At 64.3% G+C, this 26,385-nt stretch carries 26 protein-coding genes and 1 pseudogene; 15 read left to right on the forward strand and 12 right to left on the reverse strand.

Features of this window, described 5'->3' with window-relative positions; translation table 11 throughout:
* Nucleotides 1-72 precede the first annotated feature (72 nt).
* The 3 genes from hemB to CKO35_RS00740 all read left to right on the forward strand — a co-directional run bounded on the left by hemB (nt 73) and on the right by CKO35_RS00740 (nt 2,727).
* Nucleotides 73-1,074: a porphobilinogen synthase gene (gene hemB, locus CKO35_RS00730; RefSeq protein ID WP_200171552.1), complete on the forward strand. Its 1,002-nt coding sequence runs from the start codon at nt 73-75 to the stop codon at nt 1,072-1,074.
* 20 nt (nt 1,075-1,094) lie between these two features.
* Nucleotides 1,095-1,910, forward strand: coding sequence for a shikimate dehydrogenase (gene aroE / locus CKO35_RS00735; protein WP_200171554.1), 816 nt, complete (start codon nt 1,095-1,097; stop codon nt 1,908-1,910).
* Between the two features lie 157 nt (nt 1,911-2,067).
* A complete protein-coding gene (locus CKO35_RS00740) occupies nt 2,068-2,727 on the forward strand; it encodes a YiaD family glycine zipper/OmpA-like lipoprotein (RefSeq protein WP_200171556.1) in 660 nt (219 codons plus the stop codon).
* Nucleotides 2,728-2,828: 101 nt separating this feature from the next.
* Here the strand turns inward: CKO35_RS00740 and CKO35_RS00745 are convergent, their stop codons facing one another.
* Genes CKO35_RS00745 through CKO35_RS00755 form a run of 3 tightly spaced genes read right to left on the reverse strand, consistent with a single transcriptional unit; the run spans nt 2,829 to nt 4,802 of the window.
* Nucleotides 2,829-3,359, reverse strand: coding sequence for a gamma carbonic anhydrase family protein (locus CKO35_RS00745; protein ID WP_200171558.1), 531 nt, complete (start codon nt 3,357-3,359; stop codon nt 2,829-2,831).
* Nucleotides 3,360-3,364: 5 nt separating this feature from the next.
* On the reverse strand, nt 3,365-4,351 hold the full coding sequence (gene bioB / locus CKO35_RS00750) for a biotin synthase BioB (protein WP_200171560.1): 987 nt from the start codon (nt 4,349-4,351) through the stop codon (nt 3,365-3,367).
* On the reverse strand, nt 4,344-4,802 hold the full coding sequence (locus CKO35_RS00755; RefSeq protein ID WP_200171562.1) for a hypothetical protein: 459 nt from the start codon (nt 4,800-4,802) through the stop codon (nt 4,344-4,346). Before CKO35_RS00755 ends, bioB begins: the two co-directional genes overlap by 8 nt.
* 123 nt (nt 4,803-4,925) lie before the next feature.
* On the opposite strand from CKO35_RS00755, the gene CKO35_RS00760 reads away from it, so the two are divergent.
* The gene (locus CKO35_RS00760) at nt 4,926-5,633 is read left to right on the forward strand and encodes a ComF family protein (protein ID WP_200171771.1); all 708 of its coding nucleotides are present in this window, start codon (nt 4,926-4,928) and stop codon (nt 5,631-5,633) included.
* Here CKO35_RS00760 and ubiA read toward each other — a convergent pair whose 3' ends face one another.
* Nucleotides 5,634-6,506 (reverse strand): 4-hydroxybenzoate octaprenyltransferase, encoded by an 873-nt coding sequence (gene ubiA / locus CKO35_RS00765; RefSeq protein ID WP_200171773.1) that lies wholly within the window; start codon nt 6,504-6,506, stop codon nt 5,634-5,636.
* A gap of 98 nt (nt 6,507-6,604) precedes the next feature.
* Here ubiA and gorA point away from each other — a divergent pair, with 98 nt between their 5' ends.
* From gorA to CKO35_RS00800, 7 genes are all read left to right on the forward strand, one after another.
* A complete protein-coding gene (gene gorA, locus CKO35_RS00770; RefSeq protein ID WP_200171564.1) occupies nt 6,605-7,951 on the forward strand; it encodes a glutathione-disulfide reductase in 1,347 nt (448 codons plus the stop codon).
* A gap of 14 nt (nt 7,952-7,965) precedes the next feature.
* The gene (bioF, locus tag CKO35_RS00775; protein ID WP_200171566.1) at nt 7,966-9,138 is read left to right on the forward strand and encodes an 8-amino-7-oxononanoate synthase; all 1,173 of its coding nucleotides are present in this window, start codon (nt 7,966-7,968) and stop codon (nt 9,136-9,138) included.
* 88 nt (nt 9,139-9,226) lie between these two features.
* A complete protein-coding gene (locus CKO35_RS00780) occupies nt 9,227-10,294 on the forward strand; it encodes an alkene reductase (RefSeq protein WP_200171568.1) in 1,068 nt (355 codons plus the stop codon).
* A 272-nt stretch (nt 10,295-10,566) separates the two neighbouring features.
* Nucleotides 10,567-11,679 carry a DUF2726 domain-containing protein gene (locus CKO35_RS00785; protein WP_200171569.1) on the forward strand — a complete coding sequence of 371 codons (1,113 nt, stop codon included), beginning with the start codon at nt 10,567-10,569 and terminating at the stop codon, nt 11,677-11,679.
* Between the two features lie 237 nt (nt 11,680-11,916).
* Nucleotides 11,917-13,209: an META domain-containing protein gene (locus tag CKO35_RS00790; RefSeq protein WP_200171571.1), complete on the forward strand. Its 1,293-nt coding sequence runs from the start codon at nt 11,917-11,919 to the stop codon at nt 13,207-13,209.
* A gap of 71 nt (nt 13,210-13,280) precedes the next feature.
* The gene (locus CKO35_RS00795; protein WP_200171573.1) at nt 13,281-14,228 is read left to right on the forward strand and encodes an SPFH domain-containing protein; all 948 of its coding nucleotides are present in this window, start codon (nt 13,281-13,283) and stop codon (nt 14,226-14,228) included.
* Nucleotides 14,229-14,242: 14 nt separating this feature from the next.
* A complete protein-coding gene (locus CKO35_RS00800) occupies nt 14,243-14,719 on the forward strand; it encodes an NfeD family protein (protein WP_200171576.1) in 477 nt (158 codons plus the stop codon).
* Between the two features lie 30 nt (nt 14,720-14,749).
* Here the strand turns inward: CKO35_RS00800 and CKO35_RS00805 are convergent, their stop codons facing one another.
* Nucleotides 14,750-15,691, reverse strand: coding sequence for a sodium-dependent bicarbonate transport family permease (locus CKO35_RS00805; RefSeq protein ID WP_200171577.1), 942 nt, complete (start codon nt 15,689-15,691; stop codon nt 14,750-14,752).
* Nucleotides 15,692-15,838: 147 nt separating this feature from the next.
* Nucleotides 15,839-16,144 (reverse strand): hypothetical protein, encoded by a 306-nt coding sequence (locus tag CKO35_RS00810; protein ID WP_200171579.1) that lies wholly within the window; start codon nt 16,142-16,144, stop codon nt 15,839-15,841.
* Between the two features lie 355 nt (nt 16,145-16,499).
* Between CKO35_RS00810 and sugE the strand changes: the two genes are divergently transcribed.
* A complete protein-coding gene (sugE, locus tag CKO35_RS00815) occupies nt 16,500-16,820 on the forward strand; it encodes a quaternary ammonium compound efflux SMR transporter SugE (RefSeq protein WP_200171581.1) in 321 nt (106 codons plus the stop codon).
* A gap of 111 nt (nt 16,821-16,931) precedes the next feature.
* Here sugE and CKO35_RS00820 read toward each other — a convergent pair whose 3' ends face one another.
* Together CKO35_RS00820 and CKO35_RS00825 are read right to left on the reverse strand one after the other, a co-directional pair.
* Nucleotides 16,932-17,261, reverse strand: a complete 330-nt coding sequence (locus tag CKO35_RS00820; RefSeq protein WP_200171583.1) for an SMR family transporter — start codon at nt 17,259-17,261, stop codon at nt 16,932-16,934.
* Between the two features lie 47 nt (nt 17,262-17,308).
* Entirely contained in the window at nt 17,309-17,650 is a 342-nt protein-coding gene (locus CKO35_RS00825) for an SMR family transporter (protein ID WP_040405425.1), read from the reverse strand.
* Between the two features lie 120 nt (nt 17,651-17,770).
* On the opposite strand from CKO35_RS00825, the gene CKO35_RS00830 reads away from it, so the two are divergent.
* A complete protein-coding gene (locus CKO35_RS00830) occupies nt 17,771-18,661 on the forward strand; it encodes a LysR family transcriptional regulator (RefSeq protein WP_200171585.1) in 891 nt (296 codons plus the stop codon).
* A gap of 12 nt (nt 18,662-18,673) precedes the next feature.
* Here the strand turns inward: CKO35_RS00830 and CKO35_RS00835 are convergent, their stop codons facing one another.
* Nucleotides 18,674-19,192, reverse strand: coding sequence for a hypothetical protein (locus tag CKO35_RS00835; protein WP_200171587.1), 519 nt, complete (start codon nt 19,190-19,192; stop codon nt 18,674-18,676).
* 235 nt (nt 19,193-19,427) lie between these two features.
* On the opposite strand from CKO35_RS00835, the gene CKO35_RS00840 reads away from it, so the two are divergent.
* Both CKO35_RS00840 and CKO35_RS00845 read left to right on the forward strand, forming a co-directional pair.
* Nucleotides 19,428-19,892, forward strand: a complete 465-nt coding sequence (locus CKO35_RS00840; RefSeq protein ID WP_200171589.1) for a YbjN domain-containing protein — start codon at nt 19,428-19,430, stop codon at nt 19,890-19,892.
* Between the two features lie 181 nt (nt 19,893-20,073).
* On the forward strand, nt 20,074-22,419 hold the full coding sequence (locus CKO35_RS00845; protein WP_200171591.1) for a LemA family protein: 2,346 nt from the start codon (nt 20,074-20,076) through the stop codon (nt 22,417-22,419).
* Nucleotides 22,420-22,570: 151 nt separating this feature from the next.
* On the opposite strand, the gene CKO35_RS00850 is transcribed toward CKO35_RS00845, so the two are convergent.
* The 3 genes and pseudogenes from CKO35_RS00850 to odhB form a co-directional block, all read right to left on the reverse strand.
* Nucleotides 22,571-23,497, reverse strand: coding sequence for an AEC family transporter (locus CKO35_RS00850; protein ID WP_200171593.1), 927 nt, complete (start codon nt 23,495-23,497; stop codon nt 22,571-22,573).
* 64 nt (nt 23,498-23,561) lie between these two features.
* The gene (gene lpdA / locus CKO35_RS00855; protein ID WP_200171595.1) at nt 23,562-25,007 is read right to left on the reverse strand and encodes a dihydrolipoyl dehydrogenase; all 1,446 of its coding nucleotides are present in this window, start codon (nt 25,005-25,007) and stop codon (nt 23,562-23,564) included.
* A gap of 93 nt (nt 25,008-25,100) precedes the next feature.
* Nucleotides 25,101-26,350 (reverse strand): annotated as a pseudogene (gene odhB, locus CKO35_RS00860) (2-oxoglutarate dehydrogenase complex dihydrolipoyllysine-residue succinyltransferase).
* Between the last annotated feature and the right edge of the window lie 35 nt (nt 26,351-26,385).

Below are 26,385 nucleotides of genomic sequence, written 5' to 3' on the forward strand. Positions count from 1 at the left end.
GGCGGGGATGAATCCGCTATCCTGTGTGCGGTTAATTCATCCAGCCTCCGATCACAGCGTGGAGCGATCTCAATGTCCCAGTTCAAAGGTTACTATCCCCTGGTTCGTCCCCGTCGCATGCGGCGCGACGAGTTCTCCCGCCGCCTCATGCGCGAGAACCAGCTGACCCCGGATGACTTCATCTATCCGGTCTTCGTGCTCGAAGGCAAGGGCGAGCGGGAGGCAGTACCCTCCATGCCTGGGGTGGAGCGCCTGTCCATCGACCTGCTGGTGGAGGAGGCCCGTGTCTGTGCCCGCATGGGCATTCCCGCCATGGCCCTGTTCCCCGTGGTCCCCATGGAGAAGAAGAGCGAGGACGCCGCCGAGGCCTACAATCCCAATGGTCTGGCCCAGAATGCCGTGCGCGCCATCAAGGACGCCGTGCCGGAAATGGGTGTGATCACCGACGTGGCCCTGGACCCCTTCACCACCCACGGCCAGGACGGACTCATCGATGAGACCGGTTACGTGCTCAATGACGAAACCGTGGACGTGCTGACCCAGCAGGCCCTGTCCCATGCCGAGGCCGGCGCCGACGTGGTGGCCCCTTCCGACATGATGGACGGCCGCATCGGTGCCATCCGCGAAGTGCTGGAGGAAGGCGGTCACATTCATACCCGCATCCTGGCCTATTCCGCCAAGTACGCCTCCAGCTTCTACGGTCCCTTCCGCGACGCCGTGGGCTCCGCCACCAACCTGGGTGCCGGCAACAAGTACACCTACCAGATGGACCCCCACAACTCCGACGAGGCCCTGCATGAAGTGGCCATGGACCTGGAAGAAGGGGCCGACATGGTGATGATCAAGCCCGGCATGCCCTATCTGGACATCGTGCGCCGGGTGAAGGAAACCTTCGGTGTGCCCACCTTTGCCTATCACGTGAGCGGCGAGTACGCCATGCTCAAGGCAGCGGGACAGAACGGCTGGATCAACGAGAAGGCCTGCGTGCTGGAGGCCCTGATCTGCATGAAGCGGGCCGGTGCCGACGGCATTCTCACCTACTATGCCCGTCAGGCAGTGGAGTGGATGGACTGATCATCCCAGGGAGCGTCGGCATGGACCGTTACGCCGTCATCGGCAACCCCATCGGGCATAGCAAGTCGCCCCGGATCCACAGCCTGTTCGCCCGGCAGACGGGCCAGGATCTTGCCTACGAGGCCATCCTGGCGCCGCCGGATGATTTTGCCGGCACCCTGCGTCGTCTGGTGGCCCAGGGCTACCGTGGCTTCAGCATCACCGTGCCGTTCAAGCACGAGGCCTTCGATCTGGCGGACCGGCTCAGCGAGCGGGCCCGCCGGGCCGGGGCCGTCAACACGCTGAAGGTGGAGCCGGATGGGCTGTTCGGCGACAACACCGACGGCGTGGGCCTGGTGAATGCCCTGAAGGCCGTCCCCGGCGCGACCCTGGCCGGTACCCGTATCCTGTTGCTGGGGGCCGGTGGCGCCGTTCGCGGCGTGCTGGCCCCGCTGCTGGCGGAACACCCGGAGAGCCTGCACATCGCCAACCGCACCGCGGAAAAGGCGGCGGTCCTGGCGCGGGATTTTGCCGACCTGGGTCCGGTCTCCGGCGGCGGTCTGGATGGCCTGGCGGGACGTCACTTCGATCTGGTGATCAACGGCACGGCGGCGGGTCTGAACGATCAGGTGCCCGATTTGCCCGACGACCTGCTGGTTCCTGGGGGGGGGTGCTACGACATGATGTATGGTGATCATCCCACCGCCTTCGTGCGCTGGGGTCAGGCGTGCGGAGCCGGCTGGACCCGGGACGGTCTGGGGATGCTGGTGGAGCAGGCGGCGGAGGCCTTTGCCCTGTGGCGTGGTTGCCGTCCCGACACGAATCCCGTCATGGAGGTCATGAGACCCGGTTCATGAGTGGTTCATGTCCGGGATGCTTCAATCCCGGACAATCGTTCCGGCCGCACGGTGGTTTCCTGGTTGCGCCCGACCACTGATCAGCGGGTCCTTTCAGGCCTGATAGACATATTCACTCAACATCACCTGTGGAAAAGAAAATTCAATGAGGTCCAACATGCGCAAGACCCTACTGACCCTGCCTTTGGTGGCCGCTTTCGTGCTGGCGGGCTGTACCACCCTTGACCCTTACACGGGGGAACAGAAGGTCAGTTCCGCGACCAAGGGAGCCGCGATCGGCGCCGCCGCGGGCGCGATCATCGGCAACGTCACCACCCGCCGCGACCGGACCAAGCGCGCCATGATCGGCGCGGGGATCGGTGCCCTGGCCGGGGCTGCCGTGGGCAACTATATGGATCGCCAGGAAATGGAGCTGCGTCAGCGTCTGGAAGGCAGCGGTGTGAGCGTCACCCGGGTGGGGGACAACCTGGTCCTCAACATGCCGGGTAACATCACCTTCGACGTCAATCGCGCGGAAGTGAAGCCGGACTTCTACGAAGTGCTCAATTCCGTGGCCCTGGTGGCCAAAAAGTATGACCAGACCGCCATCGAGGTGGCTGGCCACACGGACAGCACCGGCAGCGTGCAGTACAACATGGATCTGTCCCAGCGTCGGGCCGACAGTGTGTCCCGTTACCTGGAAGGCCAGGGGATTTCCCGCGTCCGTCTGGATACCATCGGTTTCGGTCCCCATCGCCCGGTGGCGGACAACAGCACCACCCATGGGCGTTCCCTGAACCGTCGCGTGGAACTGACCCTGATCCCCCTGACCATGTAACCGCGCTTGCCTTCCGGATCTTTCCGGGAGGTTGCATCGAGCGCGTCCCTCCCTTCTCTCCCCTGGGGGAGAAGGGCCGGGGATGAGAGGCGCCGCTGAGGCTACCCGCCCCCGGCGTGCCGGTTCTTCACCCGCACGTAATGTTCCGCCGAATAGCGCAGGTGGGCCTTTTCCTCCTCCGTGAGCGGTCGCACCCGCCGGGCCGGGCTGCCCCGCCACAGATGACCGCTTTCCAGCAGTTTTCCCGGGGGCACCACGCTGCCGGCCGCCAGCAGCACGTCCGACTCGATTATCGCACCGTCCATGACGATGCTCCCCATGCCCACCATGACCCGGTCATGGATGGTACAGGCGTGCAGGATCACCTTGTGTCCCACCGTCACCGCCTCACCCACCGTCAGATCCCGGCCGCCGGGGGTATAGGGACCGTCATGGGTCACATGCAGCACGCTGCCGTCCTGGATGTTGGTGCAGGCCCCGATGCGGATGCGGTTCACATCCCCCCGCAGCACGCACAGGGGCCAGACGGAGCTGTCCTCGCCCAGGGTCACGTCCCCGATCACCACCGCCGTCTCATCCACCCAGGCACCGGCGGCGATCCGGGGCCGATGATTTTCAAAGGCCCGGATCATGGTCGTCAGGCCGCGTGGACACTGCTGTGGGCGTGCTTTTCCTCCACCACCCGAGAGGTCAGCCCCAGGCGCCGGAACAGGGCCTCGTCGTGGCTTTCAGAGGCATTGGGGGTGGTGAGCAGCTTGTCGCCGTGGAAGATGGAGTTGGCGCCGGCAAAGAAGCACAGGGCCTGCATCTCGTCACTCATCTCGCTGCGGCCCGCGGACAGGCGCACATGGGAATGGGGCATGATGATCCGGGCCACGGCCACGGTACGCACGAACTCGAAGGGGTCGAGGGGTTCCACGCCATGCAGCGGCGTGCCTTCCACCTGCACCAGGTTGTTGATGGGCACCGACTCCGGATGCCGGGGCAGGTTGGCCAGTTGCTGCAGCAGGCTGGCCCGGTCGCGGCGGGATTCGCCCATGCCCAGGATGCCACCGGAGCAGACGTTGATGCCGGCCTCGCGCACATGGGCCAGGGTGTCCAGGCGGTCCTGATAGGTCCGGGTGGTGATCACCTCGCCGTAGTACTCCGGGGAGGTGTCCAGATTGTGATTGTAGTAGTCCAGGCCCGATTCCTTCAGGCGCCGGGCCTGCATCTCGGTGAGCATGCCCAGGGTCATGCAGGTTTCCAGCTCCAGCGCCCGCACGCCCTTGACCATCTCGATGATCTGTTCCAGGTTGCGGTCGTTGAGATTGCGCCAGGCGGCGCCCATGCAGAACCGCGTGGCGCCTTCATCCCTGGCCTTGCGCGCCTCGGCCAGCACCTCGGCCACGGGCATCAGCTGCTCCTTTTCCACCGCGGTGTCGTGATGGGCGCTCTGGGAGCAGTAGCCGCAGTTCTCGGAACAGGAGCCGGTCTTGATGGACAGCAGGCGGCTCACCTGGATCTGGTTGGGATTGAAGCGGGCACGATGAACGGTGTGGGCCTCGAACAGGAGGTCATTGAAAGGGCGTTCCAGGAGGGCGAGGATCTCGTCCACCTCCCAGTCGTGGCGTGTATCAGCCATGGTCAGGTTCCTCGGGGATTGCAACGTCGTGCCATTGTTCGCGGTTGATCCGGATGATGTCCCGGATCGACCAGGGGATGAGTATCGCGGCGGCCACCAGCCAGTAGAGCCGGTAATAGAGTATCTCCGGCGGGAAGAAGGTGCCGATGACGATGAGTGAGCCCATCAGGGCGTAATAGCGATAGGCCGCCTGCTGGGTGTAGTGTCCCACCCGGGGTTCCGGATGATGACGGTTGAGGGCGTAGACCAGCATGGAGCCGCCGAACCACAGTACCAGTGGGACGATGCCCATGATGGCGGCGATGATGGTGGCCATGCCCACGTCGCCGGTAACCAGAAACAGGGGCACCCCGGCAACGGTCACGGCAATGATGTTGCCGTAGTTGAACAGCTTGGCCGACCCGGCGCAGGCGCGGGCTGAGACGAGGCGGGGGGCGGCGGTGTGGGGCATGGGAAGGGTCCGTGCCTGAAGGGGCTCTTGCGCTGTATCCAGCGGGTATCGTGAATACCCTGATCTGGTAGGATGTCCGGTCAATATACCGTATCAATCCGCAAGGTGACAGGGATCGTGACCATGATTGCATCCTGGCTCGGGGGGCTGCGCGGCGCCCTGCTGGAAACCGCCTACCCGTCCACCTGCCTGCTGTGCGCGGCCCCGGGCCATGCCGGGCTGGACCTGTGTGCCGCCTGTCGGGCGGAATTGCCGGTGTTCGATCACGCCTGCACCCGCTGCGGGCTTCCCCTGGAGTATCCCGCTCCCTTCTGCGGGCACTGTCTGCGCCGGCCTCCCCCCTTTGATGCCGCCTGGTCCGCCCTGCTCTATGCCCCGCCAGTGGACGACCTGATCGCTGATTTCAAGTTTCGCGCCCGCCTGCCCCAGGGGCGTCTGTTGGCGCGGTTGATGGCCGATGCCCTGGCATCCCGGGTGCATCCGCCCGACTGCGTGATCCCGGTCCCCCTGCACCCCCGCCGGTTGCGGGAGCGGGGTTTCAATCAGGCCCTGGAGCTGGTCCGGCCCCTGGCACGGACCCTGGCGTGTCCCATCACCCATGGGGCGGTGGCGCGGATACGGGCCACGCCGCCCCAGCAGAGCCTGGCGGCCACCGCGCGGCATGGCAATCTGCGGGGTGCCTTCCGGGTGGCGCCGGGTTTCGAGGCCGGGCACGTGGCCCTGGTGGACGATGTGATGACCACCGGTTCCACCCTGCGGGAGATCGCCTCTGCCCTCAAGGCCCACGGCGTTGGCCGGGTGGATGTGTGGGTGCTGGCGCGGGCGGCCTGATCAGCCGGCGTTGAAGAGGTAGGAGGCGATGATCCCCGCAAAGACGGCCAGGCCGAACCAGTTGTTGTTCAAGAAGGCCTGGAAGCAGCCCTTGGGGTTCCGGTCATGGATCAGGTACTGCTGATAGAGGGCCAGCAGGGCCGCGATCCCGAGTCCCAGGTAGAAGAACCCGCCCAGGCCGGCCTGCATGCCCACCAGGGCCAGGGCCACCAGGGTCAGGCCCTGCAGGATGCCGATGATCAGACGGTCGGCCTCACCGAACAGGATGGCGCTGGACTTGACCCCGATCTTCAGGTCATCCGGTCGGTCCACCATGGCATACATGGTGTCGTAGGCCGTGGTCCAGAGGATGGTGGCCAGGAACAAAAGCCAGGCCAGCGGTGGGGGAAACGCCCCGGTCTGGGCGGCGAAGGCCATGGGCACGGCCCAGCCGAAGGCGGCGCCCAGATGGACCTGGGGCAGGTGGTGGAATCGCTTCATGAAGGGATAGCTGACCGCCAGTACCAGGGCTACCACCGACAGGGCGATGGTCAGGGGGTTCATCAGCAGCACCAGGGCGAAGGCCGTCAGGGAGAGGGCCACGGTCACGCCCACCGCCTCCCGGGCACTGATGCGCCGGTTGGCCAGGGGCCGGTCCCGGGTCCGGGTGACATGACCATCGATGTCCCGGTCGGCAAAGTCATTGATGGCGCAGCCGGCGGACCGCATCAGGGCCACGCCGGCCACGAACACGAACAGGACCAGCGGGTCGGGCATGCCCTCGGCCGCGATCCACAGCGCCCATAGGGTCGGCCAGAGGAGCAGGAGGATGCCGATGGGGCGGTGCAGCCGGGTCAGCAGGACGTACTGGACGAGCCTGTCACGCAGATTCAGCGGGGCGGTGTCTGGGGTCACGGGTTTCAAAGCGGGCTTGGTCCGGTATCTGCCAGGGGCTAAAGTGTAGCAAAGCAGAACGGAGCAGGAGAGCACGCATGCAAGATCATTACGACCTCATCGCCATCGGTGCCGGCAGTGGCGGCCTGTCCGTGGTGGAGCGGGCGGCCCGTCACGGTGCCCGCTGTGCCGTGGTGGAGAAAGGGCCCCTGGGGGGCACCTGTGTCAACGTGGGTTGCGTGCCGAAGAAGGTGATGTGGTATGCCGCCGAGACTGCCCATCGGCTGGAGGATGCCCCCGGTTACGGCTTCAGGCTGGTCCGGGAGGGGTTTGACTGGACCGGGCTGGTGGCCAAAAGGGATGCCTGCATCGCCGATATCAACACCTGGTATCGGACCTATCTGGAGGATTCCGGTGTCGATCTGATCCAGGGCGCCGCCCGGTTCGTGGCCGAGCGTACCCTGGAAGTGGACGGGCGGCGGGTGACGGCGGATCACGTGGTGATCGCGGTGGGGGGGCGGCCCACGGTGCCGGATCTGCCCGGGGCGGAGCTGGGCATCACCTCGGACGGCTTCTTTGCCCTCCAGGCCCAGCCCCGGCGGGTCGCCGTGGTGGGCGCCGGCTATATCGCCGTCGAGCTGGCGGGGATGCTGCAGGCCCTGGGTTCGGAAGTCTCCATGTACCTGCGCGGCGAGACCCTGTTGCGTACCTTCGATGCCATGCTGCGGGATACGCTGATGGAGCAGATGCTGGCGGCGGGCGTGAACCTGTTCCCCCGCACCCGGGTATCCCGGCTCATCGCCCACCCGGACAGCGTGGAGCTGCGCTGTGACCAGGGGGAATGCCGGGGGGTGTTCGATCAGGTGATCTGGGCCATCGGCCGGACCCCGGCCACCGCCGGGCTGGACCTGGCGGCGGCCGGGGTGAGTCAGGATGAACAGGGCTTCATTCCCACCGATGCCTTTCAGAACACCAACGTGGTGGGGGTTTATGCCATCGGCGACGTCACCGGTCGTGCCGCCCTGACACCGGTGGCCATCGCGGCCGGCCGGCGTCTGGCGGACCGTCTGTTCGGCGGCCTGCCGGATCGGCATCTGTCCTATGAGAACATCCCCTCTGTGGTGTTCAGCCATCCTCCCATTGGTACCGTGGGCCTGACGGAGGACGAGGCCCGCGCCACCCACGGCAGTGCGGTGAAGGTGTATGCTACCCGCTTTACCTCCATGTATCACGCCATGACCGATCACAAGGTGCCCACGGCCATGAAGCTGGTGACGGTGGGGGCGCAAGAGAAGGTGGTGGGCGTGCACATCATCGGGCCGGGAGCCGACGAGATGCTGCAGGGATTTGCGGTGGCGGTGCGCATGGGCGCCACCAAGCAGGACCTGGATGATACCGTGGCCCTGCATCCCACCAGCGCGGAGGAGCTGGTCACCCTGCGGTGACCTGGAGTATCCGGATGAAAGACCTTGCTCCCCTGCTTCATCAGCGTCGAATCGAACACCGTTACCGGCAACGGCGGCTACTGGACGGCCCCCAGCAGCCGGAACAGATCATCGACGGTCGGCCGGTACTGGCCTTCTGCAGCAACGACTACCTGGGACTGGCCAGCCACCCGGCGGTGATCGCCGCCTTCAAGGCCGGTGTCGACCGGTACGGCGTGGGAGCCGGGTCCGCCCATCTGGTCAATGGTCATACCCGTGCCCATCACCAGCTGGAGGAGGCGCTGGCCACCTTCACCGGCCGTGATCGTGCCCTGCTCTTCTCCACCGGCTACATGGCCAATCTGGGGGTGGCCCAGGCCCTGCTCAGTCGGGGCGACCGGGTGTTGCAGGACCGTCTCAACCACGCCTCCCTCCTTGATGCCGCCCGCATCAGCGAGGCCCGGTTGCAACGCTATCGCCATGCCGACCCGGATGATCTGGCCCGTCTGCTGGACCGGGACCCGGAGCGGGAAACCCTGGTGAGCACCGACGGGGTGTTTTCCATGGACGGTGATGTCGCCCCCCTGCCCGCCCTGGCCGATCTGTGCACCCGGGCCGGGGCCTGGTTCATGGTGGATGATGCCCACGGCCTGGGCGTGCTGGGTGCCACCGGGGCCGGCACGCTGGAACAGCAGGGCCTGGATCAGGCCAGGGTTCCCATCCTCATGGGCACCCTGGGCAAGGGCCTGGGCACCGCCGGGGCCTTCGTGGCCGGTAGCGAAGAGCTGATCGAGACCCTGATCCAGGCGGCCCGGACCTACATCTACACCACCGCCATGCCTGCCGCCGTGGCGGCGGCCACGTTGGTTGCCCTGCAGGTGGTGCGCACGGAGCCGGAGCGCCGCGAGCATCTGCGGATGCTGGTGCGGCAATTCCGGGCCGGCGCGGAGGAGCTGGGGTTGACGCTGATGGACAGCGACACCCCCATCCAGCCCCTGCAGGTGGGTGATGCGGCCGCCGCCATGGCCCTTAGCGAGGACCTGCTGGCCCGGGGCCTGCTGGTGCCCGCCATCCGCCCACCCACGGTGCCGGCGGGCACGGCCCGTCTGCGGGTGACCCTGAGCGCGGCCCATACCCCGGCCCATGTGGACCGGTTGCTGGAAGGCCTGCGGGCGCTTTGCCTATCGCCGGAGTCAGGGATGGGGTGATCGCTCCCTTCTCCCCGCGCCCTTGGTACACTCCACCCCATCAAAACAGTCCGTCATTGCATCCAGAACCCAGGAGAGAAGACGTCCCATGCCCAACAAAGAGATCGACCTGTTATCCACCCTCTATGCCGGTGCCCTGCACCTGAAGAACCGCATCGTCATGGCGCCCATGACCCGGTCCCGGGCAGACGATCAGGGGGTACCCGGCGAGCAGACGGCGACCTACTACGCCCAGCGGGCCTCCGCCGGCATGATCATCAGCGAGGGCGCCTACCCCTGCCCCATGGGCAAGGGCTATCTGCGCACCCCCGGCATGTTCACCGAAGAACACGTGGATGCCTGGGCGCGGGTGACGGACGCGGTCCATGCCGCCGGCGGCAGCATGGTGCTGCAGGTCATGCACGCGGGGCGCATCTCCGATCCTTCTTTCCTGCCCGGTGGCGCCACCCCCGTGTCCGCTTCTGCGGTGCGCCCGGAGGGTCAGTCCTTCACCCAGGACGGCATGAAGCCCCACGTCACCCCCCGCGCCCTGGAAGTCAGCGAGATCCAGGATGTCATCGAGGACTTCCGCGTTGCCACCTCCCTGGCCTTCGAGGCCGGCTTCGATGGTGTCGAACTGCACGCCGCCTCCGGCTACCTGCCCGAGCAGTTCCTCTGCTCCGGCACCAATCAGCGTACCGACCAGTACGGAGGCAGCGTGGAAAACCGTGCCCGCTTCATTCTGGAGATCCTGGAGGCCATGACCTCCGTGCGCAGCGGTGATTACATCGGCATCAAGCTGGCGCCGGAGATGGGTTTCAACGACATCCGCGACGACAATCCCCAGGAAACCTACGGCTACCTGGTGGAACAGCTGGGCTACTACCGCCTGGCCTATCTGCACGTGGCCCTGTTCGGCACCGAAGTGGACTACCACGGCCTGTTGCGGCCCAGGTTCAAGGGTGATGCCTACCTGGCCGGCGGCGGCCTGACCCGGGAGGCGGGCGAGGCGCTGGTCCGGTCGGGCAAGGCGGATGCTGCGGTTTACGGCACTCCCTTCATCGCCAACCCGGATCTGGTGGAGCGTTTCCGCCGCAACGCACCCCTGGCCGAGGCGAACCGGGACACCTTCTACACCCCCGGCCCCGAAGGCTACATCGACTACCCCACGCTCTGAGGCGCCGTAACCCGAATACAGGCCCGATCCGGCCCGTCTTCCTGCCGGGTCGGGCCATGTGGTGCTAAAACAGGGAAAATGTTGAAGCTTTCATGACCTAAAACCCCACTTATACCCTTGTAATAGGACGGCACACCGCTCCACAATCAGGCCATCAGGCATTGACAGCCAGCCGAACAGTTGTAACGGGAAGGCGGTATCACCAGCACCATTGAGTCGTCGCCGTCCGCATCCCGGAACAGGTCGTCCAATCTGATGGAGGGGTATCAGCGATGGTGGAGTTTTCCCTGATTGTCTTGTTTCTGATTGCTGCGTTGCTGTTCTATCAGCAGTACAACGCGCGTGTTTCCCTGCCCGCACCACGGCCGGACTGCTACGGCAAATCCGAGTCCGTGCTCAAGCCTGAAGAAAAGGCCCTGTTCAAGGCCCTGGAAGAAGGCCTGGGTGCCGATCACTACGTCTTCCCCAAGGTCATGGCCGCCAATGTACTGGAGCTGAAGCCGAATCCTGACCAGCCCCTGAAGCAGGCCTCCCGCCAGCGTATTGCCAACGAATACTTCGATTTCGTGGTGTGCAGAAAGTCCGATCAGGCCGTGACCTGCGCCCTGCGCATGGAAGCCGCCGGCAAGGGACTGACGGCGCTGCATGATTCCAATGTGTTTCTGGGCTCGGTCTGCCGCCACGTGGAGTTGCCTTATGCGGTGATCCCCACCGAGACCGGGTACCAGGCCGACCGTGTCAAGGCACAGGTCGACGAGGCCATAGCCGCCACCAAGGCCCAGGTCAAAGCCAAGGCCAAGGCCAAGGCGGAAGCCAAGGCCAGGGCGGAAGCCGAAGCCAAGGCCAAGTTGGAGGCCAGGGCCAAGGCGCAAGCCAGGGCGAAGGCGGAAGCCGAGGCCAGGGCAGCGCAGAGGGCGGCGGCACAGAAGCCCAAGCCGTCCACGCCTGAACCCGTCCCGGCCAGCCCCGCTCCCTCTGCCGCCAAACCCGAGGCCAAGCCCGCTCCCGCACCCAAGCCCGAGCCGGCCGCCAAGCCTGAACCGGCCGCCAAGTCCGAGCCCATGCCTGAAGTGAAATCCACGCCCAAGAGCCAGGCCCCGGAAGCGACGCAGGCCCCTTCGACCCAACAACCGGCCAAGGCGGAAACAAAGGGCAAGGATGAGACGCCTCCCAGCGCATCGGCTTCACGCAGCACCAGTGGTGCGACGGTCGGTGTGGTGAGTGCCCCCGCAAAGGTGGCCTCGCCCCGCAAGCCCCGTGCGACTGCCGCCAAGCCCGGTGTGGGTGTGGCCGCTGCCAAGGTCAAGCGCACCACTGCGGCCAAATCCGCCGCGGCAAGGGGCCGTGGCGCCACCCGGCGAGGGCCCGTAACGAAGAAGGACTGAGTGAAGAAGGGGCAGGAAGGTACTGAGCAAGCATCTTCCTGTCACTCTACTCCGGACTCCCGGCCGTCACTCCCGCGCACGCGGGAATGACGATATAAAGCGTGCGGGAATGCCGCGTCCAGGACATCCCCCTGACCTGCCGGCCAGGCAAGGCCCGGTTGATGGCTTTCAGGCTGTGTACTCCTGGGTGGGTAACGGTTACGCTGGGCCAATCGCACCTGCTCAGGAGTCCATGCCATGCGTCTTCCCGTGTCCCTGGTGATCTTGCTGCTGGCCGTGCTCGTGAGCCTGCCCGGCTGTCGTGATGCCCGGACGGTCGCCCCGGATGGTAACGGCGCCGTTACCATTCAAGGTGAACTGACCTATCCGGAGCGCATTGCCCTGCCGCCCCAGGCCGTGGCTGTCATCGAGGTGCGTGCCTTTGACGCAACCGGCGAGCAGATCCTGATCGAACAGCGCCTTGACCTGGAGGGCCGACAGGTCCCCATTCCCTTCCGTCTTGAGCTGCCTTCCGCCGCCCTGGGCGGGACGGCCATCCACGAACTGCGGGGCGCCGTGGAGCTGGAGGGGCAGTGGTTGCGAGTGACGGAGCCGCTGATGCTGTCCCTGACCGGGAATACGCTGGATACCGGGCCGCTGCGTCTGATTCCGTTCACCGCGGAGCGCTTTGGTACCCATTTCACCTGCGGTCCCGAACGGGTCGTGCTGGACGCATCGCCACGCCTCATCGTGTCGGGCACCGCCCACGATCTGGTGCCGGTGCCCGCGGCATCCGGGGTTCGCCTTGAAGGCGTGGAGGACCCCGACACCTGGATTCATGAAAAGGGTGGCGAGGCCCTGATCAGTGTGGCGGGGCGGGAGCTGCCGCCCTGCCGGATCATCCAGCCCCCTTCCCTGCCCTTCCGCGCTTATGGTCAGGAGCCGGGCTGGCACGTGGATATCGAGGAAGATCAGATCACCCTGGTCACCGGCTACGGTGCGCAGACCCTGACCCTGCCTCTGCTGCACACGGGACAGGACGGGCCCCGGACCCGCTTCCGGGCCGCCGATGCCGGGCATCGTCTGGTGGTCACGGTCATCCCCGATATCTGCCGTGACAGCATGAGCGGCATGCCCCACCCCTACACCGTGATCCTGCAACGGAACGATGAGGCCCTGAATGGCTGCGGAGGAGAGCCGTTGTCCCTGCTCACGGACCGGGAGTGGGTCATTGAGGACCTGGACGGTCAGGGGATCGTGGATCAATCCCGCATCACCCTGCAGTTCTTTGCGCAGGATGGCCGGGTGGCCGGCACTGCCTCCTGCAACCGTTACCACGGAGGCTTCACGCTCACCGGCGAGAATCTGACCTTCCAGCACCCCGCCTCCACCCTGATGGCCTGCCCCGAGGCGCTGATGCATCAGGAGCAGGCCTTCTTCCGCATCCTGGTCGCGGTCACCGGGTTTGATATCGACGACACCGGTGCCCTGGTCCTGTCCGGGCCGGAGGGGACGATGAAGGGTCATGCCGAGCCGATGGCCTCTCAGTGAGCATGGGTGTGTTTTGATCGTCGATCCGCGATACTGATCCTTATCCGGCACATATAACCTGGGGGACGACCATGGAAGCCTTTGGAATCTTTGCCACCACCATCGTGGTGGTCACCATCATCTTCATTGCCAAGGCGGTTAAGGCGGTGCCGCAGGGTGAAAAATGGACCGTGGAGCGCTTCGGGCGCTACACCCGCACCCTGGAATCGGGCCTCAACATCATCGTGCCGTTCATCGACAGCATCGGTCGCAAGCTGACGGTGATGGAACAGGTGCTGGACGTGCCGGCGCAGACCGTGATCACCAAGGACAACGCCGCCGTTGTGGCCGACGGTGTGGTCTTCTTCCGCATCGATGATGCCGCCTCCGCCGCCTACCAGGTGCGCAACCTGGAGGAGGCCATCGTCAATCTCACCACCACCAACCTGCGTTCCGTGATCGGTTCCATGGATCTGGACGACACCCTGTCCAATCGCAGCAAGATCAACGATGTCCTCATGGGCATCGTCGACGATGCCACCAATCCCTGGGGCGTCAAGATCGTCCGCATCGAGATCCGCGACCTGAAAATGGAGCCTGAACTGCAGAAGGCGATGAACATGCAGATGACCGCCGAGCGCAAGCGCCGGGCCCAGGTCCTGGAGGCCACCGGCAAGCGGGAGGCGGAGATCCTGCAGGCGGAAGGGGAAAAGCAGGCCGCCATCCTGCGCGCCGAAGGGGAACGGCAGGCGGCCTTCCTGGAGGCCGAGGCCCGCGAGCGCGAGGCCAAGGCCGAAGCCGAGGCGACCCGCGTGGTGTCCGAGGCCATCGCCTCCGGGAACATCCAGGCGGTGCAGTACTTCCTGGGCATCAAGTATGTGGAGGCTTTGCAGCAGATCGGCAAGGCCGATAATTCCAAGCTGGTCCTGATGCCCCTGGAGGCCTCGGGGATCACCGGTGCCGTGGCCGGCGTCACCGAGCTGGTGCAGCAGATGGGGGCGGACAACAAGGCCCTGACCTCCAGCTCATCCGGCAGATAGGGGCAGGGCGAGCGATGTTGCAGACGCTGCTGACCAATCCCTGGTTCTGGCTGATCGCGGGCATGATCCTGATGGGGTTGGAGATCCTGATCCCCGGGGTATTCCTGCTCTGGATCGGGCTGGGCGCCCTGATCTCCGCCGTGTTCGTGGCCCTGTTGCCGGATCTGGCCTTTGCCTGGCATCTCATGGGTTTTTCCGTGACCATGCTCGGTGCCTGCAGCCTGGGGTTCTGGTTGCAGCGGCGGGGCAGGGCGGCCCAGGGTGATGCCCCGGTGATGAACCGGGAAATGGATGCCCTGCTCAACCGGGAATACATCGCCGCCACGGACTTCGTGGCGGGTCGGGGCCGGGTGAGGGTGGGGGATACCACCTATGCCGCCCAGGGGCCTGATGACGTGAAGGCCGGGGACCGGGTGATGGCCTTTGCCCGCGATGGGATCCAGCTCCGGGTCAGGCCGCTGCACTCCGACGGTGGTGTCACGACCGGCTGAAGGCCTTGACACGCCCCTTCCGGGGGCGCGTCACACCCCCAGCCACTGCAGGACCCGGTGGTACAGGGGAATCCCCACGATCACGTTTACCGGGAAGGTGAGGCCCAGGGCGGCGAGCATGGCCAGGCCGATGTTGGCATCGGGAATGGCCGCACGAATGGCCGCCGGCGCGGCGATGTAGGAGGCACTGGCGGACAGCGCGGTGAGTATCAACACGGAGCCGGCGGGCAGGTCCAGCAGCAGGCCCGTGGCCAGTCCGATGGCGCCCAGCAGGAACGGGGCGATCACGGCAAAGCACAGCAGACGCCAGTGTTGCCAGGGGATGGGGCGCAGGGTTTCGGCGGCCGTCAGCCCCATCTCCAGCAGGAACAGGGCCAGCACGACCTTGAAGGCATTGGTGAGCAGATCCGTCACCGCAGCGCCTTCCTGGGGGCCGTAGAGCAGCCCGATGATCACCCCGCCCACCAGCAGGATCACCCCGCGGTTGGTCAGGGTCTCATGCCATAGCCCCCGCATGCTGGCGGCCGCCTGGGCACCACAGTAGCGGCGATAGAGGATGATGGCCACCACGATGGCCGGCAGCTCCATCATCACCAGATACAGGGTTACTTCGGGACTGATGGTCAGTTGCAAGCCTTCCGCGAAGGCCAGGGCCACCGCAAAGGTTCCCGCGCTCACCGAGCCGTAATGGGCGGCCATGCTGGCACTGTCGGCCACCGACAGCCGGATCACCCGCATCAGCAGCGGCATGAGTATCAGTGGAATCAACGCCCCCAGCACCGCCACCGCCAGCAGATCCTGAATCACCGACACACTGACATTGCCATGGAGTGCCATACCCCCCTTCAGGCCGATGGTGAGCATCAGCAGCAGGCTGAGGGTGTCATAGGCAGCCTTGGGAATGGTCAGGTCTGATTTCACCAGCCCGGCCACCAGTCCGAGCAGGAAAAACATCACAACGATATCAGGCATGGGTTCAAGGGCGGGAGTTGTTGGAAGTGATGCGGATTCTGCAGCCATTGCCCTCGGGATGCCAGTGTGCAGGGACATTCCGCGCACCCATCAGCCGTTTGTTCGGGCCTCATCCCATCGACCGATGCTTCCGTTGAAAGGGTTCGGCTATTTGGGGGGCTGATCGTGAGCCTGGTCTTCCCGCATCAAGCGGCCGCGCATGCGGAATCTGGCGATGGTGTAGATCAGCGATGCCATGAAGATCACCAAAAGCACGGCCATGACGATCGCAAAATCCAGCGGTTGCTCGCTCCAGTACATGGTGACCGGTTGCCGGTAGCGACTGTTTCCAAAACGGATGCTCTGGTTCAGCAGGCTGTGCAGCAGCAGTACTCCGATCCCGGCAGTCAATAAGATGCCTTCCCAGGGTCGGGTCTTCAGGAGCTTGCGCACGTCTGGGTCCATGATCGTCATGATGTCACCTGAAGGGGGGCTGCGTGTGCCATCCATGATCATAAAATGGCGACGTCTGCGAAACACCGGTGGCAAGGGTCGCAAGCAGGCCCTGATCGGATGGGGCGTGCTCTGGATCCTTCCTGGCTGGGGCGGGCTCTGGATTTGCCGGTCCGTTTCGCCCCGTGTGGTGAATCGATTGACAGACAGCCCTCAATTTGCGTGAATCATGTCCGTGGTATGCATCGGCTTGATTCGTTTCTCTTTTTTGATTTCATCAACTCAGGGAACGAACATGCATTTGATTCTCCGCGCAGGACGACCTGTGCGGATTTTCCAGTCTGGGGACGGCCCCGCCTATTCGTGGAGATACAGCATGAACACGGCGTGGTTTGCCCTCGTCATCGCGGGGCTTCTGGAAGTGGTCTGGGCCGTCGGGCTCAAGGCCAGCGATGGATTCACACGGCTTTGGCCCAGTGTGTTCACACTGCTTGCCATGTCAGGCAGCTTCTGGCTGCTGGCTCAGGCCATGCGGAGCATTCCCGTGGGCACGGCGTATGCCATTTGGGTCGGCATCGGTGTGGTTGGCACATTTATCGCCGGGATACTGCTTTATGCCGAGGCTCTTTCACTGGCCAGGGTGGTGAGCATGTTGCTGATCATTATCGGGCTGGTGGGGCTCAAGCTGGCCGGATGATCCTGGTTGATCCCCTGAAAACGCCGGTATGGCCGGCGGATCCCGGGCAGTGCCCGGGGTTTCTGATAACGGCCGGGGCCCCGGGCCCATGATGCTTTCCAGGGCGTGCAATCAGCCGGTCTTGATGACCACGATGGCCACCACCACCAGCAGGATGCCCGCCCAGCCGACGGCATTGAGCCGCTGGCCGAAGCACCAGAGTCCTCCCAGGGCGGTGCCCAGGATGCCCAGGGCTCCCCAGGTGGCATAGGCGATGGCCAGGTCCATGTAACGGATTGCCTGGGCCAGAAGCGTGAACGCCCCCAGCACCAGCAGGATGGCCAGTACGCCCCAGAGTTTTTTGCGAAAGCCGTTGGACAGGGTCAGCAGCAGATTGGCCGCCACATCCAGGGCCGCGGCGAGGGCCACAAGGGTGAAGGGCAGCAGGTGTGTGGCCGACATGGAAGGATGCCTCTCTCTTGGTTTTGGTCAGTCGGGTTTTTGGTCAGTCAGGCTGACGCTTCAGGATGCTTTTCACCGGCATTGATCATGATGATCCCCACTACGGCCAGGCCCAGTCCGATCAGCTCCTGGGTGGACAGGGTACTGCCGAACACCAGCAGGGACAGGGCCGTGATGAGGGTGATGCCCAGCCCCTCCCACATCGCGAAGGCCACTCCCACAGGGATCTTTTTCACTGCAAAGCCCAGGAAAATGTAGGAAAAAATGATACATACATACATGATCAGGTAGCCGGTGATGCCGACTCCCGAACTCAGAAAGTTCATGGTGCTGACACCGGACACCTCGGTCACGATGGCCAGCATCAGGAACATCCATGCCAATCTCATGGTCGATCTCCCAAGGTTTTTCTGACCGGAGATGCTATCCGGACGGGAGGATCGGCCATAATCGCTGAGCGTCAGAAAATCTGACTTGTAAGTGCCCATCACCTTGTCGGCAGACCGTCCATGACCCTTGCCCAGATCCAGGAATTCGTTCTCGTATGCCGTCACGGCTCCATTGCCGCCGCAGCCCGTGCCCTGGGCAAGAGCCGGGGCGCGGTGAGCATGGGGATTTCGGCACTGGAAGACCACCTGGGGGTGACGCTGTTCGAGCGCAGCGGCAATCAGGTGAAGCCGACTCCCATCGGTGCAGACCTGCTGGACGACTGTCAGCGCATCGTTTCCCTGGCCCAGTCCCTGGAGCAGCGCTGCATGCGTCATCTTCAGGGGGAGGAGCGGATGCTGCGTATCGCCCGGGATGATGCACTGCCCGAGGCCTTCTGGCGGGAGATCGTCATCCGTCTGTCGAGGCGTTTCCCCAACCTGGATCTGTGTTTCGGGTTGTCCACCATGGCGGAGCTGGATGCCATGATCGCCAGCGGCGAGGTGGACCTGGGAATCGGCCTGCAGCGGGCATCCTCCAGACCGTCAGCATCGGAGAGCGTGGTGCTCAGCCCGGTGCAGGTGATGATGGTGGTTGCTGCCGGACATCCGTTGTCCCTGCTGCAGCAGGTTTCGGAACAGGATCTCAGGGACTATCCATGCATCGGCCAGGCGCATTTCACGCCCCAGGGGCTTCGGGTAACGGAGGCGGCGTCCGCCAGGCAGGTGGGTGTGAGCCACTTCGAGCTTATGCGCGACATGGCGGCGGAGGGTATCGGCTGGACCTGGTTGCCCCGGCCTTTGGCCGCCGACTACCTGGAAACGGGGCGGTTGGTGATCCTGAGACACGTCGCCGCCGTCCGGATGGATGAATATGTGGCCCTCAAATCCCGGCATTACCGGGAAGGCCAGGTCACCGACTGGCTGCTGGGGCAGGTGAGAGAGTATCTGCGTCGATGGGAGCTCGGCGGATGAATCACTGTTTCATCAGATACTCGGCCACGGCCTGATAGGCAGAGACTTTGTCATGGACATCGCCGCGTGCTGGCTCATTTTGTCGAGACAGCCAAAGTACCGTTCATAAACCACCCGGTCCTTGTGAATGATGAGTATGCCATCGGTGTAATTGGCCGAGAGCGACGCTTCCCATGTCATTGGTTCAGCGCCATCCAGTGGCGTGAAACGCACGGCATCAATGCCGTCATCAAGGGCGAACTTCAGTGGCACCGGCGCACCGATGCCGCGGCTGACCTGCCTGGTCGGCAGCAGCTCGCGTATGTGGCATACCGTCCAGCGCAGCTTGGGAAAACTGAAGTAATCGGACTCGGGGTGTGTGATCAGTTTTTCAGGGGGCGGTGGAAAACCCGTCATCCACCCCAGCCTTACCGGGTCCGAATGCTCAGCGTCCAATGGTGGTTCGGATTGTGCCGCTACCGGTCTGATGTCGACGGAAAAGGCCAGGACGAGCGTTAATGCCACAAGTGCGTTACAAATTGGAGCGGACATGACGCATCCCCCGTACAGCGTTGATCAGGCGTGGCGTTGGAGTGGTTGTTTGGGTTGTTTGGGTTGGTTCGGTTCGGGTTCCCAAACCCGGGGCCCCGGGTGATGACTGGGATGGATAAGCCGGTGAGTGGTTGAATGATTCTGACAGGGGAGTGTATATCATCTGACTGAACCATTTTGTCCGTGGGACGCCACTCCCGGTAAGTCCCTGATAGTCCTTTGAAGGAAATTCACCATGCTCAAACCAGTGTTGATGAGTGCCGTTTTGCTGGCCGTGACCGGTACCCTGTCGGCGGCCGATATCGTGGACGCGAAGGATCCGGAAAAGATCCGGCAGCTTGCCCAGGGATATGGTTCGGCGACCCTGACAACCGACAGCGTGGGTGACCCCATGATCCGTGGGCGCATTGACGGTACGGGTTACAGCATCATGTTCTACGGATGTTCCCAGAACCTCAATTGCAAGAACATCCAGTTCACCAGTGCCTGGCAGACCGAGGGTCAATATACGCTGGAAGAGATGAATCAATGGAACAGGCTCGCCCGTTTCGGCAAGGCCTACCTGGACGATGAAGGAGATCCCGTGCTGGAGATGAACGTCAACCTGGATTTTGGCGTGACCGAGCGCAATATGGATGACACCCTGGACTGGTGGCGTGTGGCGTTGACCAAGTTCCGCAACGAGGTGCTGACGAAATAAGCATTCCACCCATGGTCCTTCCACTCTGACAGGAGAGGGGGGATGGTGGGTGTGGTGCCTGTCTCGCCCGCTCAATGGTGTATCGGGTTGCGCCGTGGACGACGCCTGGACGACTTGTCGGGCGTCGGGTCTTGCCGGATTCTTGAGTGATACCTCATCTCTGTCCGGAAGAACGAAAATCGTGATATTGCGCTTACTCCTGGTGGTCATCCTGTCCCTGGTCGCAGCCTATACCGGTGTGCAGGGCCTTGAAAGACTGGGTGAGATGCGGGCCATGGAGCGGGTGCCGCAGATCCAGGTGGCGGAGGTGACCGGCGGGACGGTGAAGCTGCAAGGGCGCGCGCTGGTGAGTCACGGTACGCTCACCGCGCCAAGCTCTGGCCTGCCGGCGCTGTACTATCGACACGTCGAGGAGCGCCGGGTCCGGGACCACGAAGGCAATACCCGTTGGGAAACCGTCAGTGATACCCGGCAGGGAATGGATTTTGACCTGGAGGACGATACCGGCCTGATCGGCGTCATGTTCACCAGCGCCGCCAGATACAGCGCACCGCGCAAGTTCAGCCAGACCCGGGGAGACCGTCGTTACACCGAGTATCGAATCGACCCGGGTGATACGGTGACGGTGCTGGGGAGGGTGGTTTCCCGGGGAGATATCACGGTCCTGGTGCTGTCCCGGCTACCGGGAAATCATGCCGCCCGGGTGTCCGCGTTTGGCGACGCTCACGAGCGTGCATCCCTGGCACGGAGCACACTGATCCACATCTGGCTTTTCCTTGCCGCCGTTGCCGTAATCATCGTGACGGTGTGCCGGATGTTCCGGATCCACAAGGTTGTGGTCTTCCTGTCCCTGCTCACCGGCACCACCCTGTTGTCCCTTCTGGGCTGGAGCATTGCCGCGGCAAAGATCGATCTTCAGGTTGCCCTGGAACAGCACCAGTCCGCATCCGAGGCGACGGCCCAGGTCATTCAGGCACGCCTGGCATCCCATGGTCTGGTCTGGAACGGGCGATGGGCCACCCTGGAGGAGATGATCACCGGCCATGGCGGCCTGCCCCGCGATGAAGCCGATCACCTGCTGCGGCTTCACATCAATGTCGTGCGTGCCACGGAGCGCATCCGGGCGACCTGGGAGCGCTGGCCCGAGGCCCCCGTGGCGGCGTGGCTTGACCTTCATGCCCCGGAATCCATCCCGCTGAGCCAGGATGCCCGCCGGAGCATGGAGTTTGCGGAATCCGGGTTTGAGCCTTCCCGCCTGCAGGGTGCTTCACCGTGGTTGGTCATCCTGCCGGGGGTTGCCGGAACCCTGTTCCTGCTGCCGTTCGGATTATCCCTGGTGCAACTCAAGCGGACCATCGAGAACATCCCCACCAGCCCCAGTGCCGGTGTCACATACGGCTTGACGGAGCTCAAGGGAGAGATCGTATCGATGCCGGGGGAGTTTCCCCTGACTTCACCCATCCAGGGCAAGCCATGTGTCTATTACCACTACACCCTGGAAGAAAAGCGGAGTGTGGGTACCAAGAACGAAAAATGGGTCACGATCAAGGAGGAACGGATAGGTCGGCGTTTTCTGTGCCGGGACCGGGAAGGGGATTTTCCCATTGATCCGCAGGGTGCCGAAGTGATCACCCAGACCACTTTCCAGCGGCTGCAGAGAAGCCGCGACCCCGGCGAGTCATCCGCCGGCAAGGGGCCCTATCGGCATACCGAGCATCGTCTGGATGAAGGCGACACCCTGTATGCCCTGGGCCGGGCCCGGATCGACCCGGAAACCCAGCGTTCACTCTATCTTGCCGAGGGTGAGCAGCCCTTCATCCTGAGTAATCTCACCGAGCACCAGGTCATGCTGCGCAAGGCCAACGCGGGTTTCATGTCGATCACGGCGGGTTTCATCGCGGCACTCGGGACACTGCTGGCCGTCATCGGCCTGATGGGGGCCTTCAGCGGGCTTGCCCTGCTCATCGCAGCCATGACGGCACCCTTTTACATGATCATTGCCGTCATTGTCCTCATGTACAACGACCTGGTTTTTCTGCGCAACCGGGTGAACACCACCTGGTCGAACATCGGCGTTTCGCTGCAAAAGCGGGCCGATCTGATCCCCGCCATGGAAGCCACCGTGAAGGCCTCCATGGCCCATGAGCGTGAGCTTCTGGAACGGCTCACGGAACTGCGCACCCGGGTGGGCGTGGGTGCGGATTACGATGTCCTCCAGGCCGAAGGGTTGTTGCGGGTCGAGCAGCGATTGCTGGCACAACTGCGCCTGCTGCAGGAATCCTATCCGGATCTGGATACGTCCGGCGACCTGGCACAGTTCCATGACACCCTGGTCAGGCTGGAAAACGAAGTGGCCTTGATGCGCGACGGGTTCAATCATGCGGTGGAGCGTTACAACACGCGTGCCGCACATGTTCCGGAAATCATCCTGGCCAAGGTGTTCGGGTTTCGTCCCGCGCAATTTTTCCGCACCGAGGTCGAGGTGGTGGCTCCTGATCTGAGTAGTCTTGTCCCATCCTCAAAATGATGGTCCGGGGGCAAGGTTTTTCTGCACGACTGGATTCCCGCTTGCGCGGGAATGACGCGTTCAGAATACCCCTCGCCGGGTATCTTCAATACCGTCGAAGCCGCTCCGTCAAACGGTGTATTTCGCGGCTTCGGCAATCAGCCTGCCCCGGCTACCCCATCGGCATCAGCCACGTCACCATCACCGGGATGAATCCCAGCGCAAAGATCGTGCTGAGCAGGGTGGTGCCGGCGGCCTGCCGGGGGTGGATGTCCAGAAGGGTGGCGATGACCACGGTGTTGGCGGCGATGGGGGTGATGGAGAGCAGGAAGATGGCCTGATGAACGGCCAGGTCATGGATGCCCAGCCAGTGGGTGTCCACCCAGGCAAAGGCCAGGGCCAGCAGGGGCCAGCTGATGAATTTACCGGCAAAGGCCAGGAGGGTAAAGCGGGGATTGCCCGCCAGGCCCCGGAAGCTGAGGATGCTCATGCCGATGATCATCATGCCCAGGATGCTGTAGGCCCCGCGGAGGTTGTCGAACAGGGGTTGCAGCACGTCCGCGATACCGACGCCGCTCAGGTTCAGGGCCGCGCCCAGCAGGAAGGCGTAAAGGGAGGGCAGGCGGGAGACCTTGACCAGGCAGTCGCGGACGCTGAAGCGCCCCCGTGCCGCCAGGTAGAAGCCCACGGAATGCTCAAACAGGGTGGTCCCCAGCATGCACAGGATGTACAGGCTCACGCCTTCCGCGCCGAACAGCAGGAGGGCCACGGGAATGCCGAAGTAGCCGCTGTTGCCGGTGCCCACCGACAGGGGAATGAGGGCGGCGGTGTTGTCCCCCAGCCAGCGCCGGGCCAGGTACAGGTGGCTCAGGGCGATGAGGGTGCAGAAGGCGAAGACCATCACCGGCAGCAACAGGACGCTGGGGCTCAGGGGGGCGTGCATCACCCCGGCAAAGATCACCGATGGGGTGATGATGTAGAGCATGATCCCGGCGATATGGCCGCCGCTGGCGTTGAGATAGCGCCCGGCCAGCCAGCCCAGCACGATGGTGATGTACAGGGGCAGCAGCTGGGTGAGCAGGGAGAAGGTGGCGGTCATGCAGGCAGGATAAGGCCCCGCCCCCTGGGAGGGAGCGGGACCGTCGGGAAGGAAGGTATGGGTGTTAGCCCTTCTTGCCGGGCGGGATGTGCAGCGGATGGCCCAGGGTGGCCAGGGCGGCTTCATGCACGGCTTCGGAGAGGGTGGGGTGGGCAAAGACGGTGCGGCCCAGATCCTCGCTGGAGGCCCCGAATTCCAGGGCGATGACACACTCGGCGATCAGCTCGGAGGCGCGGGAGCTGATCACATGGGCGCCCAGCAGACGGTCGGTGTCGGCGTGGGCCAGCAGTTTGACGAAGCCGGTGGTGTCTTCCATGGCCCGGGCCCGGCCGGAGGCGGCAAACGGGAACACGCCCACGGAGTAGGGGATGCCCTTGTTCTTGAGTTCCTGCTCGGTCTTGCCCACCCAGGCGATCTCCGGGAGGGTGTAGATCACGCTGGGGATGGTTTCGTAGTTGAGGGCGGTGCCCATGCCGGCGATGCGCTCGGCCACCATGACCCCTTCCTCGGAACCCTTGTGGGCCAGCATGGGGCCGCGCACCGCGTCGCCCACCGCATAGACGTTGGGCAGGGTGGTCTTGCAGTGGTCGTCCACATGGATGGCCCCCCGTTCGTCGATGAGCAGTTCCACCGGGCCGCTTACCAGGCCGTCGGTGGAGGGGCGGCGACCGACGCAGACCACCAGGCGGTCGAAGCGCTCCTCGTGACGGCCCTGTTCGTCCTCGTACATGACGGTGACGGTGCCCTTGTCCTCGTCCACCTGGGTGTCGGTGACGCGGGCCGAGAGTCGGATGTCCAGTCCCTGCTTGCCGAAGATCTTCAGGGCCTCCTGGGAGACCTGGTCGTCGCAGAAGGAGAGGAAGCGGTCCTGGGCCTCCAGCACCACCACTTCGGACCCCAGGCGGCGCCAGACGCTGCCCAGCTCCAGGCCGATGACGCCGCCGCCGATCACGCCCAGGCGCTTGGGTACCTCGTCGAAGGCGAGGGCGCCGGTGGAATCGACGATGTACTTGCCGTCATAGGGGGCGCATTTGAGTTCCACCGAGTGGGAGCCCGGCGCCAGGATGATATGTTCCGGTTCCAGGATCTCTTCCTTGCCGTCGTGGGAAGTGAAGCAGACCTTGCGCTCTCCCTGAAGCTGGCCCTGGCCCTTGAGCCAGGTGACCTTGTTGGCCTTGAACAGGCCCTGGATGCCCTGGGTGAGGTTGCCGATGAGGCGGTCCTTGCGGGACATCATGCCGGCCAGATCCAGTTCCACGTCGCCCACATGCACGCCATGGGTATTCAGGTGCTTGCGGGTGTGTTCGTACAGTTCCGAGGATTCCAGCAAGGCCTTGGAGGGGATGCAGCCCACGTTCAGGCAGGTGCCCCCCAGGCGCTCCTTGCCCGCGTCATCCCGCCAGCGGTCGATGCAGGCAGTTTTTAGCCCTAGCTGGGCGCAACGGATGGCGGCCACATAGCCCGCCGGGCCGGCGCCGATTACTACTACGTCATAGTCCTGCTGTGCCATGGTCTGGCTCCCGATCTTCTTGTCTTGTGTTCATGTGGTCAGTGCCCGCGCACAGGGCAGGCGGACACGGGCATGGTTCAGGTCCGGTGGTCCCTACACTTCCAGCAGCAGGCGGGCCGGGTCTTCCAGCATGTCCTTGATGGTCACCAGGAACTGCACGGCCTCGCGGCCGTCGACGATGCGGTGGTCGTAGGACAGGGCCAGGTACATCATGGGCCGGATCACCACCTGGCCGTTCTCGGCCATGGGCCGCTCCTGGATGCGGTGCATGCCCAGGATGGCGCTCTGGGGCGGGTTGATGATGGGGGTGGACAACAGCGAGCCGAAGACGCCGCCGTTGGAGATGGTGAAGGTGCCGCCGGTGAGGTCCTCCATGCCCAGGCTACCCGCTTCGGCCTTCTTGCCGAAGTCGTTGATGGTGCGTTCAACATCCGACATGGTGAGGGTGTCCGTATCCCGCAGGATGGGGACCACCAGGCCCCGGGGGGCGGAGACGGCGATGCCGATGTCGAAATACCCGTGGTAGACGATGTCCTTGCCGTCGATGGAGGCGTTCACTTCGGGGAAGCGCTTGAGGGCCTCGGTGGCGGCCTTGACGAAGAAGGACATGAAGCCCAGGCGCACGCCGTGGCGTTTCTCGAAGCGGTCCTTGTACTGGGCCCGCAGGTCCATCACCGGCTTCATGTTCACCTCGTTGAAGGTGGTGAGCATGGCGGCGTTCTGCTGGGCTTCCACCAGGCGTTCCGCAATGCGCGCCCGCAGACGGGTCATGGGGACGCGTTTTTCGGGGCGGCCTTGGTTGTGGGGGCCGGAGCCGCCGGCGCGGGTGCCTGGGCGGCTTCGGCCTCCAGGGTCTCCAGGTACTTGAGCACGTCTTCCTTGAGCAGGCGTCCGCCCTTGCCGGTGCCTTCGATCTCGGCCGGGTCCAGGCCGTGTTCGTTGACCAAGCGGCGTACCGCCGGGCTCAGGGCCGGGTCATCATCACCCGCATCGGTTGCGTCCCGTCCCGCGCCGGCGGTGTCCGGCTGCTTCGCGGCCCTGGCGGTGTCCTTGCCGCCATTATCCTTGGCGGCCTTTTTCTTGCCGCCACCCTTGCCGCCCTTGCCGGCCTTTTCCAGGTGGGCGATCACCTGTCCGGCGGTGACGATGGCGCCTTCCTGCTCAATGATCTCCCCCATCACCCCGTCCTCGGGGGCGGGGACTTCCAGCACCACCTTGTCGGTTTCGATGTCGACCAGTATCTCGTCCCGCTTGACCTCGTCTCCGGGTTGCTTGTGCCAGCTGACGATGGTGGCATCCGAGACGGACTCGGGGAGTTGCGGGATCTTGACCTCAGTACTCATGGCGTGTGTGTCCTTATTGGTTCCGGCCTTGGGGC

The sequence above is a fragment of the Ectothiorhodospira shaposhnikovii genome, assembly GCF_016584105.1.
Classification (GTDB): domain Bacteria; phylum Pseudomonadota; class Gammaproteobacteria; order Ectothiorhodospirales; family Ectothiorhodospiraceae; genus Ectothiorhodospira; species Ectothiorhodospira shaposhnikovii.

What these genes read in the sequence shown, in the direction of transcription:
- hemB (WP_200171552.1), top strand. Translation starts at nt 73, where the DNA reads ATGTCCCAGTTCAAAGGTTACTATCCCCTGGTTCGTCCCCGTCGCATG.
- aroE (WP_200171554.1), top strand. Translation starts at nt 1,095, where the DNA reads ATGGACCGTTACGCCGTCATCGGCAACCCCATCGGGCATAGCAAGTCG.
- CKO35_RS00740 (WP_200171556.1), top strand. Translation starts at nt 2,068, where the DNA reads ATGCGCAAGACCCTACTGACCCTGCCTTTGGTGGCCGCTTTCGTGCTG.
- CKO35_RS00745 (WP_200171558.1), bottom strand. Translation starts at nt 3,359, where the DNA reads ATGATCCGGGCCTTTGAAAATCATCGGCCCCGGATCGCCGCCGGTGCC.
- bioB (WP_200171560.1), bottom strand. Translation starts at nt 4,351, where the DNA reads ATGGCTGATACACGCCACGACTGGGAGGTGGACGAGATCCTCGCCCTC.
- CKO35_RS00755 (WP_200171562.1), bottom strand. Translation starts at nt 4,802, where the DNA reads ATGCCCCACACCGCCGCCCCCCGCCTCGTCTCAGCCCGCGCCTGCGCC.
- CKO35_RS00760 (WP_200171771.1), top strand. Translation starts at nt 4,926, where the DNA reads ATGATTGCATCCTGGCTCGGGGGGCTGCGCGGCGCCCTGCTGGAAACC.
- gorA (WP_200171564.1), top strand. Translation starts at nt 6,605, where the DNA reads ATGCAAGATCATTACGACCTCATCGCCATCGGTGCCGGCAGTGGCGGC.
- bioF (WP_200171566.1), top strand. Translation starts at nt 7,966, where the DNA reads ATGAAAGACCTTGCTCCCCTGCTTCATCAGCGTCGAATCGAACACCGT.
- CKO35_RS00780 (WP_200171568.1), top strand. Translation starts at nt 9,227, where the DNA reads ATGCCCAACAAAGAGATCGACCTGTTATCCACCCTCTATGCCGGTGCC.
- CKO35_RS00785 (WP_200171569.1), top strand. Translation starts at nt 10,567, where the DNA reads ATGGTGGAGTTTTCCCTGATTGTCTTGTTTCTGATTGCTGCGTTGCTG.
- CKO35_RS00790 (WP_200171571.1), top strand. Translation starts at nt 11,917, where the DNA reads ATGCGTCTTCCCGTGTCCCTGGTGATCTTGCTGCTGGCCGTGCTCGTG.
- CKO35_RS00795 (WP_200171573.1), top strand. Translation starts at nt 13,281, where the DNA reads ATGGAAGCCTTTGGAATCTTTGCCACCACCATCGTGGTGGTCACCATC.
- CKO35_RS00800 (WP_200171576.1), top strand. Translation starts at nt 14,243, where the DNA reads ATGTTGCAGACGCTGCTGACCAATCCCTGGTTCTGGCTGATCGCGGGC.
- CKO35_RS00805 (WP_200171577.1), bottom strand. Translation starts at nt 15,691, where the DNA reads ATGCCTGATATCGTTGTGATGTTTTTCCTGCTCGGACTGGTGGCCGGG.
- CKO35_RS00810 (WP_200171579.1), bottom strand. Translation starts at nt 16,144, where the DNA reads ATGACGATCATGGACCCAGACGTGCGCAAGCTCCTGAAGACCCGACCC.
- sugE (WP_200171581.1), top strand. Translation starts at nt 16,500, where the DNA reads ATGAACACGGCGTGGTTTGCCCTCGTCATCGCGGGGCTTCTGGAAGTG.
- CKO35_RS00820 (WP_200171583.1), bottom strand. Translation starts at nt 17,261, where the DNA reads ATGTCGGCCACACACCTGCTGCCCTTCACCCTTGTGGCCCTCGCCGCG.
- CKO35_RS00825 (WP_040405425.1), bottom strand. Translation starts at nt 17,650, where the DNA reads ATGAGATTGGCATGGATGTTCCTGATGCTGGCCATCGTGACCGAGGTG.
- CKO35_RS00830 (WP_200171585.1), top strand. Translation starts at nt 17,771, where the DNA reads ATGACCCTTGCCCAGATCCAGGAATTCGTTCTCGTATGCCGTCACGGC.
- CKO35_RS00835 (WP_200171587.1), bottom strand. Translation starts at nt 19,192, where the DNA reads ATGTCCGCTCCAATTTGTAACGCACTTGTGGCATTAACGCTCGTCCTG.
- CKO35_RS00840 (WP_200171589.1), top strand. Translation starts at nt 19,428, where the DNA reads ATGCTCAAACCAGTGTTGATGAGTGCCGTTTTGCTGGCCGTGACCGGT.
- CKO35_RS00850 (WP_200171593.1), bottom strand. Translation starts at nt 23,497, where the DNA reads ATGACCGCCACCTTCTCCCTGCTCACCCAGCTGCTGCCCCTGTACATC.
- lpdA (WP_200171595.1), bottom strand. Translation starts at nt 25,007, where the DNA reads ATGGCACAGCAGGACTATGACGTAGTAGTAATCGGCGCCGGCCCGGCG.